The organism is Pseudomonas sp. W17, from assembly GCF_040268305.1.
Classification (GTDB): domain Bacteria; phylum Pseudomonadota; class Gammaproteobacteria; order Pseudomonadales; family Pseudomonadaceae; genus Aquipseudomonas; species Aquipseudomonas protegens.
Genome location: NZ_CP158490.1, coordinates 5,209,340 through 5,221,824 on the forward strand (window position 1 = coordinate 5,209,340; position 12,485 = coordinate 5,221,824).

Genomic DNA, 12,485 nt, shown 5'->3' on the forward strand with positions numbered 1-12,485 from the left:
TTAAGGCAGCTTATGCTACTTGAATACTGCACCCATTGGGTAAGCCTAGACCCTGACACGGCAGCCAACCCACCTAAGAAAGAGACAACTCATTGCACAGATTGGTTTCCCCAGCACTCCGCTGAGCTTCTCGAATTTCAGGCATAAAAAAGGGCGACCGAAGTCGCCCTTTTTATGGTCTGACAGAACTTAGTTCTGCTTTTCCATTTGTGCACGCAGCAGGTCACCCAGAGTGGTAGGACCAGCAGCGATATCCGAAGCAGCTGGCTTGTCGCGCAGGCTCTGGATAGCTTCTTTCTCGTCTTCAACGTCTTTCGACTTGATCGAGAGCTGGATTACACGGCTCTTACGGTCAACGCTGATGATCTTGGCTTCAACTTCTTCGCCTTCTTTCAGAACGTTACGCGCATCTTCGATGCGGTCACGGCTGATTTCGGAGGCTTTCAGAGTAGCTTCGATATCGTTAGCCAGGGTGATGATGGCGCCTTTGGCGTCAACTTCTTTTACAACACCCTTAACGATTGCGCCTTTGTCGTTCTCTTGGACGTACTCGGAGAACGGATCGCTTTCCAGTTGCTTGATACCCAGAGAGATACGCTCGCGCTCTGGGTCAACCGACAGGATAACGGTGTCCAGCTCGTCGCCCTTCTTGAAACGGCGTACGGCTTCTTCGCCCACTTCGTTCCAGGAGATGTCGGACAGGTGAACCAGACCGTCGATGCCGCCGTCCAGACCAATGAAGATACCGAAATCGGTGATCGACTTGATGGTGCCGGAGATCTTATCGCCCTTGTTGAACTGGCCAGAGAAGTCTTCCCATGGGTTGGACTTGCACTGCTTGATGCCGAGGGAGATACGACGACGCTCTTCGTCGATGTCCAGAACCATAACTTCCACTTCGTCGCCGACTTGTACGACTTTCGAAGGGTGGATGTTCTTGTTGGTCCAGTCCATTTCCGAAACGTGTACCAGGCCTTCCACGCCTTCTTCCAGCTCAGCGAAGCAGCCGTAGTCGGTCAGGTTGGTTACACGAGCGGTAACGCGGGTGCTTTCTGGGTAACGAGCCTTGATAGCAACCCATGGATCTTCGCCCAGTTGCTTCAGGCCCAGGGAAACACGATTGCGCTCGCGATCGTACTTCAGAACCTTGACATCGATCTCGTCGCCAACGTTGACGATTTCGGAAGGATGCTTGATACGCTTCCAAGCCATGTCGGTGATGTGCAGCAGGCCATCGACGCCACCCAGATCGACGAATGCGCCGTAATCGGTGAGGTTCTTGACGATACCTTTGACTTGCTGACCTTCCTGCAGGGATTCCAGCAGAGCTTCACGCTCAGCGGAGTTCTCGGCTTCGAGGACGCTGCGGCGGGAAACGACAACGTTGTTGCGCTTCTGGTCGAGTTTGATGACTTTAAACTCGAGCTCTTTGCCTTCCAGGTGCGTGGTGTCGCGCACTGGACGGACGTCAACCAGAGAACCTGGCAGGAACGCACGGATGCCGTTAACGTCGACAGTGAAGCCGCCTTTAACCTTACCGTTGATAACGCCCTTGACCACTTCTTCGGCTGCGAAGGCTGCTTCCAGAACGATCCAGCATTCAGCGCGCTTGGCTTTTTCACGGGAGAGCTTGGTTTCACCAAAGCCGTCTTCAACCGAATCCAGAGCAACGTGAACTTCATCACCAACATTGATGGACAGTTCGCCAGCATCGTTGTAGAACTGCTCAAGCGGGATCAGCGCTTCAGACTTCAGACCAGCGTGAACGGTTACCCAACGCGCTTGGTAGTCGATGTCGACGATAACACCGGTGATGATGGAGCCTGCCTGAAGGTTCAGGGTTTTTAGGCTTTCTTCAAAGAGTTCCGCAAAGCTTTCGCTCATTTTAATTCCTGTTGATAAGGGCGAAGAATCCGCCCATCTGCCACATCCCAGACGATGTGGGTTACGTTCATATAAAAGAACGATCGCAGGACTATGACTGGTCCCCTGCAATCCCTCTTGTTCACCCGGCAATATCGCGAATGGCGATTTCACTCAAGATGCGTTGCAACACCTGATCGATGGACAACTCCGTAGAATCCAGCTGTATGGCGTCAGCCGCCGGCTTGAGCGGGGCCACCGCTCGCTGGGTATCGCGCTCATCACGCGCACGTATCTCATCTAGCAGACTCGACAGACTAACACCATCGACCTTTCCCTTCAACTGCAAGTAACGGCGACGAGCACGCTCCTCGGCACTGGCAGTCAGGAAAATCTTCAACGGAGCGTCGGGAAACACCACGGTTCCCATGTCACGGCCATCGGCAACCAACCCTGGCGGCTCCTGAAAGGCACGCTGACGCTGCAGCAGGGCGTCTCGCACAGCAGGCAACGCCGCAACCTGAGAAGCCCAGGCCCCGACCTGCTCGTTGCGCAGGTCATCCGTCACGTCATCACCCTCAAGAATGATCCGCTGCGGATGGTTCTCAGTAGCTCCGAGAAACTGCACATCCAGGTGAGCTGCCAACAATTTCAGCGACTCTTCGTTGGTCAGATCGACGCCATGATTGCGCGCAGCGAACGCCAGCAGCCGGTACAGCGCTCCGGAGTCCAGCAGACACCAGCCCAGATGCTTGGCCAGCTTGCCAGCAATGGTGCCCTTACCCGAACCACTCGGCCCATCGATGGTGATCACCGGCGCCTTGATATTCACGACTGAGCCTCTTGCGCGACACGGATCCCCACCTGCGCGCAAAGCGCAAGGAAGTTCGGGAACGAGGTCGCGACGTTGGCGCAGTCATGAATGCGGATCGGCGCGTTGGCGCGCAGCGAGGCAACACTGAAAGCCATGGCGATACGGTGGTCACCATGCCCATGAACCTCCCCGCCACCGATCTGGCCACCCTCGATGATGATGCCGTCCGGGGTCGGTTCGCACTTGACCCCCAGGGTCAGCAGGCCATCAGCCATCACCTGGATACGGTCAGACTCCTTGACCCGCAGTTCTTCAGCGCCACGCAGCACCGTGCGCCCTTCGGCGCAAGCGGCCGCGACGAACAACACAGGGAACTCATCGATTGCCAGCGGCACCAACTCTTCGGGAATCTCGATCCCCTTGAGCTTGGCGGCGCGCACATGCAGATCGGCAACCGGCTCGCCACCCACTTCGCGCTGGTTTTCCAGGCGAATGTCAGCGCCCATCAACCGCAGGATATCGATCACACCTGTACGGGTCGGGTTGATCCCCACGTGCTCCAGCACCAGTTCGGAACCTTCGGCAATGGATGCAGCCACCAGGAAGAACGCCGCGGAAGAAATGTCCGCAGGCACTTCAATATGGGTTGCCTTGAGCTTGCCGCCGGATTCGACCGAGGCCGTGGCGCCATCGACACTCACCGAGTAGCCGAAGCCACGCAGCATGCGCTCGGTATGGTCACGGGTCGGAGCCGGCTCGGTGACCGTGGTTTTCCCTTCGGCATATAAACCTGCCAACAACAGGCAGGACTTAACCTGTGCACTGGCCATCGGCAAGGTGTAGGTCAGCCCCTTGAGCTTGTGACCGCCACGAATCACCATCGGCGGGCGACCCTCGGCAGCCGTCTCAATGACCGCGCCCATTTCCCGCAGCGGGTTCGCCACACGATTCATCGGACGCTTGGACAGGGACGGATCGCCAGTCAACGTGCTGTCGAAGCTTTGTGCAGCCAGCAAGCCCGACAACAGGCGCATCGAGGTACCGGAGTTCCCCAGGTAGATCGGCCCTGGAGCCGGCTTCAAGCCGTGCAAGCCAACACCATAAATGGTCACACGACCATGATGCGGCCCTTCGATGACCACGCCCATGTCGCGGAAAGCCTGCAAGGTTGCCAGAGCATCTTCGCCCTCGAGGAAACCTTCCACTTCAGTGGTGCCCTCAGCCAGCGAGCCAAGCATGATCGAGCGGTGAGAAATCGACTTGTCGCCCGGTACACGAATCCGCCCAGACAGGCGGCCACCAGGATTTGCCAGGAAAATCAGATCGTTGGAGTTCATAGCGTCCACATAGGCCCGGCGGGCCAGGATTTTACCGAAATGCTCGCGGGCAACCCGGGCGCGAGTGAATACGCCCAACAATTGATGCCCGTCCCCTGCATCGACCGCGTCACGCAGAGCGTCGAGGTCGTTGCGAAATGTATCGAGTGTGCGCAGTACCGCCTCGCGATTGGCAAGGAAGATGTCGTGCCACATGACCGGGTCGCTGCCGGCGATTCTCGTGAAATCGCGGAACCCGCCCGCAGCGTAACGGAAGATATCGAGATTTTCACTGCGCTTGGCCAGGGAATCGACCAGACCGAACGCCAGCAGGTGCGGCAAATGGCTGGTCGCCGCCAGGACTTCATCGTGACGCTCGACCTGCATGTGCTCGACATCCGCCCCCAGCTCACGCCAAAGCCTGTCGACCAGGTCCAGCGCCGCGGCATCAGTCTGCTCCAGAGGCGTCAGGATCACCTTGTGTCGACGAAACAGCTGCGCGTTGGAGGCTTCCACACCACTCTGCTCGGAGCCCGCAATGGGGTGCCCCGGGACAAAACGTGCAGGCATGCCGCCAAAAGCTTCTTGTGCAGCGCGCACCACATTGCCTTTGGCGCTACCGACGTCGGTCAGCACCGCCTGGCCCAGATCCATCCCGGCAAGCAGAGCCAGCAGCTTTTCCATGGCCAGGATCGGCACCGCCAGTTGAATCACATCGGCACCCTGGCAAGCCAGGACCAGATCCTCTTCACAGCGATCCACCACCCCCAGTTCGACCGCCAACTGGCGGGACTGCGGATCCAGATCGACACCGACTACCTCACGACACAGGCCACTTTCACGCAAACCCTTGGCAAAGGAACCGCCAATCAACCCCAGGCCGATCACCACCAGGCGACCGATCATAGGCACAGCAGATTGCATTGGAATGACATCAAGCACGGGCCAGAACCTTGGCCAAAGCCTCAAGGAAACGAGTATTTTCCGCCGGCAGGCCGATGGTGATGCGCAAATGATTTGGCATGCCGTAGTTGGCCACCGGACGCACGATCACCCCCTCGCGCAACAACCCCTGGAAGATCGGCGCAGCCTCACGCCCCAGGTCCACGGCAATGAAATTGCCCTTGGAAGGAATCCAGCTCAGGCCCAGATCACGGAACCCCGCCTCCAACTGCTGCATGCCGGCCTCGTTAAGACGACGACTCTCGGCCAGGTAGTCCACATCCTCAAGTGCGGCGCAAGCCGCAGCCAAGGCCAAGCTGTTGACGTTGAAAGGCTGGCGCACGCGGTTCAGCACATCCGCCACCACCGGGGTCGACAGCCCATAACCGACCCGCAGGGCCGCCAGGCCATAGGCCTTGGAGAAGGTTCGCGAAACCAGCAGGTTCGGGTAGGCCGCCAGGAAGTCCAGGCCATCCGGCAGGTCGCTGCCTTCGGCGTACTCGATATAGGCCTCGTCCAGCACCACCAGCACGTGGGCCGGTACATCCTGCAAGAACTCGTCCAGCTCCTCGGCACCTAACCAGGTACCGGTCGGGTTGTTCGGGTTGGCGATGAACACTACACGGGTCCGATCATCGATCGCCTTGAGCATGGCTGGCAGGTCATGCCCCCAGCTCTTGGCCGGAACCACGCGAGCCTGGGCTCCGACAGCCTGGGTAACGATGGGGTAGACGGCAAATGCGTGCTCGCTGAACACCGCATTCAAGCCAGGCGCCAGGTAGGCACGAGCCACCAGCTCCAGAATGTCGTTGGAACCGTTGCCCAGGGTCACCTGGGCGATTTCTACGCCGCAGCGCTCGGCCAGCAGGGACTTGAGGGCAAAACCGTTGCCATCCGGATAACGGGTCAGCTCGGCAAGCTCGTCACGAATCACCGCCAGGGCCTTGGGGCTGGCGCCCAGCGGGTTTTCATTGCTCGCCAGCTTGACGATGGTGGCCGGATCGATGTCCAGCTCACGGGCCAGTTCGTCCACGGGCTTGCCCGGAACGTAAGGCGAAAGTTGTTGCACGCCTGGTTGTGCCAGTGCGAGGAAGTCGCCACTCATTGTTAAAGCCTCAGAGAACCGCTTTCGGGTAGGAACCCAGCACCTTGAGTGCTACTGCTTCCTGACTGATCTTTTCCAGCACACCCTTGACCAACGGATCACGGTGGTGGCCGACGAAGTCGATGAAGAACACATAGGTCCATTTGCCACTGCGCGAAGGCCGGGTCTCGATTCGCGTCAGGTCGATGCCATTGTCGTGGAAGGGCACCAACAGCTCGTGCAAGGCACCGGGCTTGTTGCTCATGGACACGATGATCGAGGTCTTGTCGTCGCCGGTCGGCGGCACTTCCTGATTACCGATCATCAAAAAGCGCGTGGAGTTGTCCGGACGATCCTCGATTTTCTCTGCCAGGCGCGTCAGGCCATACAGGCCTGCCGCCATGTCGCCGGCGATCGCCGCCGAATTCCACTCGCCCTTGACCCGCTTGGCCGCCTCGGCGTTGCTGGACACCGCCACGCGCTCGACATTCGGGTAATGGGCGTCCAGCCACTTGCGGCACTGGGCCAGGGACTGGGCATGGGAATAGATGCGACTGATGCTGTCGGTCTTGGTGTTCTCGCCCACCAGCAGATGATGGTGAATGCGCAGTTCGACTTCACCGCAGATCACCATGTCGTGCTCGAGGAAGCTGTCGAGAGTGTGGTTCACCGCACCCTCGGTGGAGTTTTCCACCGGCACCACGCCGAAGTTCACGGCGCCGGCCGCCACTTCACGGAACACCTCGTCGATCGCCGCCATCGGCTTGCTGATCACCGCATGACCGAAGTGCTTCATGGCCGCGGCTTGGGTGAAGGTACCTTCAGGACCGAGGTAGGCCACTTTCAATGGCTGCTCCAGGGCCAGGCACGAAGACATGATTTCGCGGAACAAGCGCGCCATCTCTTCATTGCCCAGCGGCCCCTGGTTGCGCTCCATCACCCGCTTGAGCACCTGGGCTTCACGCTCGGGACGATAGAACACCGGCACTTCGCCTTCGGCGAGGGAGCCCATCTTGACCCGCGCCACTTCCTGGGCACAGCGCGCGCGTTCACTGATCAGCTCCAGGACCTTCTCGTCCAGGGCGTCAATACGCAGGCGCAGGGCCTTGAGTTCTTGCTCAGACATCAGCCGTGTTCCTTCTCGAACTCCGCCATGTAGGCCACCAGCGCATTGACTGCGTTGATGTCCACGGCGTTGTAGATGGAAGCGCGCATGCCACCCACCGAGCGGTGGCCCTTGAGGTTCAACAGGCCGCAAGCCTCGGCGCCCACCAGGAACGGTTTGTCCAGGCGATCGTCGGCCAGACGGAACGGTACGTTCATCCAGGAGCGGTCGGTCTTGTTGATCGGGTTGCTGTACAGGCCGCTGGCGTCAATGAAATCGTACAGGGTGCGCTGCTTGGCCTCATTGAGCTTGGCGATGGCTTCAACCCCGCCCTGCTCCTTGAGCCATTCGAACACCAGGCCGGACAGATACCAGGCCAGGGTCGGCGGCGTGTTGTACATCGAGCCGTTGTCCGCCGCGACCTTGTAGTCGAGCATGGTCGGGCACAGCGAACGGGCGCGTCCCAGCAGGTCTTCGCGAATGATGTTCACCAGGATGCCGCTGGGGCCGATATTCTTCTGCGCGCCAGCGTAGATCATGCCGAAACGGGAGATATCCACAGGGCGCGAGAGGATGTCGGACGACATGTCGGCCACCAGAGGAACGTCGCCGGTTTCCGGGATCCAGTTGAATTCCAGGCCGCCAATGGTTTCGTTCGGCGCGTAATGCACGTAGGCCGCATCTTGCGACAGCTGCCATTCGTTCTGGCCGGGAATTGCGAAATAGTTGTAAGGCTTGGCAGTGGCCGCCACATTCACCTGCCCGTAGCGGGAGGCTTCTTCAATGGCTTTCTGCGACCAGATACCGGTGTCGACATAGTCGGCCTTGCCACCCTCGGGCAGCAGGTTCAGTGGGATCTGGGCAAATTGCTGGCTGGCGCCGCCTTGCAGAAACAGCACTTTATAGTTCGAGGGGATATTCAGCAGATCACGCAGATCCTGCTCGGCCTTGGTGGCAATGGATACGAACTCATCGCTGCGATGGCTCATTTCCATGACCGACAGGCCCTTGCCATGCCAATCCAGCAATTCGGCCTGGGCACGCAACAGGACAGCTTCAGGTAGCGCAGCGGGACCTGCGCAGAAGTTATAGGCTCGTTTGCTCACATCCACTCTCGCTATGCATTCACGGTAGCGGACAGAGCAAACACTCTGCCCTGCTACGATTTATTTAGTCTTGCGACTCTTCTTCGCCTGCGGCGTCTGCCTGTTGGCCTTCGGCTGCCTCATCGGTATCGGCAACCGCATCCAGCACGGCTCCCTCGAATTCAGCACCCTCTTCACCTTCGAACTCTTCGCCCTCGATTTCCGATGGCTCCTGCACCCGCTCCAGGCCCACCAGGGTTTCATCGCTGGCCAGCTTGATCAGGGTCACGCCTTGAGTGTTACGGCCCAGGCTCGACACTTCGTCGACACGGGTACGCACCAGGGTGCCCTGATCGGAAATCAGCATGATCTCCTCACCATCCAGCACTTGCACCGCGCCAACCAGGCGACCGTTACGCTCGTTGCTGACCATGGCGATAACGCCCTGGCCGCCACGCTTGTACTCGGGGAACTCGCCAATGGCGGTACGCTTGCCGAAACCACGCTCGGAGGCGGTGAGGATCTGGCTGCCTTCTTCCGGAATCAGCATGGAAATCAGCTTCTGACCTTCCGCCAGGCGCATGCCGCGCACACCGCGAGCGGTACGGCCCATGGCGCGCACGTCGGACTCCTTGAAGCGAGTGACCTTGCCTCCGTCGGAGAACAGCATGACTTCACGCTCGCCATCGGTGATGGCGGCACTGATCAGCACGTCGCCTTCGTCCAGCTCCAGGGCGATCAGGCCCACGCTGCGCTGGCGGCTGAAGGACTCCAGCGGGGTCTTCTTCACCGTGCCGTTGGCGGTCGCCATGAAGATGTAGTGACCTTCGGTGTACTCCTCTACCGGCAGCATGGTGGTGATGTATTCACCCTCATCCAGCGGTAGCAGGTTGACCAGCGGACGACCGCGTGCCGCACGGGATGCTTCAGGAATTTCATAAGTCTTCAGCCAGTACACTTTGCCCTTGCTGGAGAACAGCAGCAGCGTGGTGTGGCTGTTGGCAACCAGCAGGTGAGCGATGTAGTCCTCATCCTTGACGCCTGTGGCCGACTTGCCTTTACCACCACGACGCTGGGCCTGGTAGGCAGCCAGCGGCTGGGTCTTGGCGTAGCCGCCGTGGGAAATGGTCACCACACGCTCTTCTTCCGGGATCATGTCACCCAGGGTCAGGTCGAGGCGGGCATCGAGAATCTCGGTGCGGCGCACGTCGCCGTATTCGGCACGGATCACTTCCAGCTCTTCGCGGATCACTTCCATCAGGCGCGTGGCGCTGTTGAGGATGCGGATCAGCTCGCCGATCTGGTTGAGGATCTCCTGGTACTCGGCCAGCAGTTTTTCGTGTTCCAGGCCAGTCAGGCGGTGCAGGCGCAACTCCAGAATGGCTTGCGCCTGTTCAGGGGACAGGAAGTACTTGCCGTCGCGCAGACCGTATTGCGGATCAAGGTTTTCCGGACGGCAGGAATCCGCACCAGCACGCTCGACCATGGTCATGACCGCGCTGGACTCCCAAGGGGTGCTGATCAGCGCTTCCTTGGCTTCCGACGGCGTCGGCGAGGCCTTGATCAGGGCGATCACCGGATCGATGTTGGACAGGGCAACGGCCTGGCCTTCAAGGATGTGGCCGCGCTCACGAGCCTTGCGCAGCTCGAACACGGTACGCCGGGTAACGACTTCACGACGGTGACGAACGAAGGCTTCCAGCAGATCCTTGAGATTGAGGATCCGCGGACGGCCGTCGATCAGCGCCACGATGTTGATGCCGAACACCGCTTGCAGCTGGGTCTGGGCGTAGAGGTTATTGAGGATCACCTCAGGCACTTCGCCACGACGCAGCTCGATCACGACGCGCATACCGTCCTTGTCGGACTCATCGCGCAGTTCAGTGATGCCTTCGAGTTTCTTCTCTTTCACCAGCTCGGCGATCTTCTCGATCAACCGCGCCTTGTTCAGTTGGTAAGGCAGCTCGGTGATGACGATCTGCTGGCGGCCGCCAACCTTGTCGATGTCTTCGATGATCGAGCGGGCACGCATATAGATGCGGCCACGGCCGGTGCGATAGGCCTCGATGATGCCTTCGCGACCGTTGATGATCGCCGCGGTCGGGAAATCCGGGCCGGGGATGTACTGCATCAGTTCGTCGACAGTCAGCTCGGGATTGTCGATCAGCGCCAGGCAACCATCGATGACTTCACCGAGGTTGTGCGGCGGAATGTTGGTCGCCATGCCCACGGCGATACCGCTGGAACCGTTGACCAGCAGGTTGGGGATCTTGGTCGGCATGACCGCCGGGATCATCTCGGTGCCGTCGTAGTTCGGCACCCAGTCCACGGTTTCCTTGTGCAGGTCGGCCAGCAGCTCGTGCGCCAGCTTGGTCATGCGAACTTCGGTGTATCGCATGGCCGCCGCGTTGTCGCCGTCGACCGAACCGAAGTTACCCTGGCCGTCTACCAGCAGGTAGCGCAGGGAGAATGGCTGGGCCATACGAACGATGGTGTCGTACACCGCGGTATCACCGTGCGGGTGATACTTACCGATCACGTCACCGACAACACGGGCAGATTTCTTGTACGGCTTGTTCCAGTCGTTACCGAGCTCGCTCATCGCGTACAGCACACGCCGGTGCACGGGCTTCAAGCCATCGCGCGCATCAGGCAGTGCCCGCCCGACGATTACGCTCATCGCGTAGTCGAGGTAGGACTGTTTCAGCTCGTCTTCGATATTGACCGGGAGGATTTCTTTGGCCAGTTCGCCCATGAGAAGCCTGATTCCTTTTTCTGGTGAAACTTCGTCACATCCATATGGGACGAACGAAGCTCGCCGCTGCAGGCCTAGTGCCATGCACCGACTTACGACAAATCAACAAGTTATGCCATGGATTTGCGCAGTGAAGGCAGCCGCGTCGGACCACCTTGGAAACCGCCGGATGTTATCACAATCGCCGCCACGCACCTATCCCCCTGACGCGCATGGAGCATAGTTAGTTGACCGGTGACAGCCTGATAAGAGACGAGAGGGGCTCAGAGGCCAAATTCGCACATAATTAAGCGCTTTTTACTGAGCTGACAGCCTTCCCGGGAAGCCGGCACCAACGACTTGCCCGGACACTTGTCAGTGCAAGCGCTTGCGGCACATCAATTGCGCCATCTTGGCCGTGTCCGGCCGCTCGACAACGCCCTTCTCGGTGACGATGGCATCGATCAGGTCCGCTGGCGTGACATCGAACAACGGATTGAGGCCTTCTATCCCCTCCCCCATGCGCTTGCCCGCGATCTCCAGCAACTCCTCGCCCGCCCGCTCTACCAAGGGAATGTCATCACCGCTGGCAAGGCCCATGTCGATGCTCGAACTGGGCGCCACCACCATGAAGCGAACACCGTGGTGCATGGCATTGACCGCCAGCTGGTAAGTGCCAATCTGGTTCGCCACATCGCCATTGGCAGTGATGCGGTCCGCCCCCACCACGACCCAGGTCACGCCCTTGGTCTTCATGATGTGCGCGGCGGCTGCATCGACATTTACCGTTACCGGAATGCCTTCGCTGGCCAGCTCCCAGGCCGTCAGGCGCGAACCCTGCAACCAGGGCCGGGTTTCATCGGCGTAGACCCGCTCCACCATACCTTCCAGCCAGGCCGCGCGAATCACCCCCAGGGCCGTGCCGAAGCCTCCGGTGGCCAGGGCGCCGGCATTGCTGTGAGTCAGCAGAGCCTGGGGGTTGCCCTGATGCCGCCGGATCAGGTCCACCCCCAGCTGAGCCATGGTCAGGTTGGCTTCGCGATCGCTCTCATGAATGGCCAGGGCTTCAGCTTCCAGCGCTGGCAACGGGTCAGCATGCTCCCTGACCCGCTCCAGGCGCTCGCGCATGCGATTGAGCGCCCAGGACAAATTCACCGCCGCAGGAGCGGCATCCGCCAGCAAGGTAAAATCCTCTTCCAGCGCCGTAAACCAGTCGCCACCTGCGACAAATCGTCCACGTGCTGCCAGAACCAGACCGTAGGCAGCGCTGATGCCAATGGCCGGCGCCCCACAGACCACCATCGAGCGAATCGCCTCGGCCACTCCAGCGGCGCTGTCATAGGCAATCCAGGACTCCTCGAAAGGCAAGGCCCGCTGATCGAGCAGGTACAGAGTGCTATCCCGCCATTCAATGGCCCTGACTTTCTCCGCAGCCAACAGACGATCGCGCATCCCTCACCCCGCACTCATGAACAAAAGCCGCCGATTATAGCGATCCCCCTGCCAGGACGCTCGGGTATACTTCGCCATCCTTTTATATAA

At 59.8% G+C, this 12,485-nt stretch carries 8 protein-coding genes; all 8 read right to left on the reverse strand.

Annotated elements, in window-relative coordinates:
* Positions 1–189: 189 nt before the first annotated feature.
* Positions 190–1,884: a 30S ribosomal protein S1 gene (rpsA, locus tag ABCR88_RS23750; RefSeq protein WP_007931318.1), complete on the reverse strand. Its 1,695-nt coding sequence runs from the start codon at positions 1,882–1,884 to the stop codon at positions 190–192.
* Between the two features lie 121 nt (positions 1,885–2,005).
* Entirely contained in the window at positions 2,006–2,695 is a 690-nt protein-coding gene (gene cmk / locus ABCR88_RS23755) for a (d)CMP kinase (protein ID WP_011062580.1), read from the reverse strand.
* The gene (locus ABCR88_RS23760; RefSeq protein WP_041119419.1) at positions 2,692–4,899 is read right to left on the reverse strand and encodes a bifunctional prephenate dehydrogenase/3-phosphoshikimate 1-carboxyvinyltransferase; all 2,208 of its coding nucleotides are present in this window, start codon (positions 4,897–4,899) and stop codon (positions 2,692–2,694) included. The genes cmk and ABCR88_RS23760 overlap by 4 nt, the downstream gene beginning before the upstream one ends.
* Positions 4,900–4,927: 28 nt before the next feature.
* Positions 4,928–6,040 carry a histidinol-phosphate transaminase gene (hisC, locus tag ABCR88_RS23765; protein ID WP_350023077.1) on the reverse strand — a complete coding sequence of 371 codons (1,113 nt, stop codon included), beginning with the start codon at positions 6,038–6,040 and terminating at the stop codon, positions 4,928–4,930.
* Between the two features lie 10 nt (positions 6,041–6,050).
* Entirely contained in the window at positions 6,051–7,145 is a 1,095-nt protein-coding gene (gene pheA, locus ABCR88_RS23770) for a prephenate dehydratase (RefSeq protein WP_011062583.1), read from the reverse strand.
* On the reverse strand, positions 7,145–8,230 hold the full coding sequence (serC, locus tag ABCR88_RS23775; protein ID WP_350023078.1) for a 3-phosphoserine/phosphohydroxythreonine transaminase: 1,086 nt from the start codon (positions 8,228–8,230) through the stop codon (positions 7,145–7,147). Before serC ends, pheA begins: the two co-directional genes overlap by 1 nt.
* Positions 8,231–8,294: 64 nt before the next feature.
* Entirely contained in the window at positions 8,295–10,964 is a 2,670-nt protein-coding gene (gene gyrA / locus ABCR88_RS23780; protein WP_011062585.1) for a DNA gyrase subunit A, read from the reverse strand.
* Between the two features lie 354 nt (positions 10,965–11,318).
* Entirely contained in the window at positions 11,319–12,395 is a 1,077-nt protein-coding gene (mtnA, locus tag ABCR88_RS23785) for an S-methyl-5-thioribose-1-phosphate isomerase (RefSeq protein ID WP_350023079.1), read from the reverse strand.
* Between the last annotated feature and the right edge of the window lie 90 nt (positions 12,396–12,485).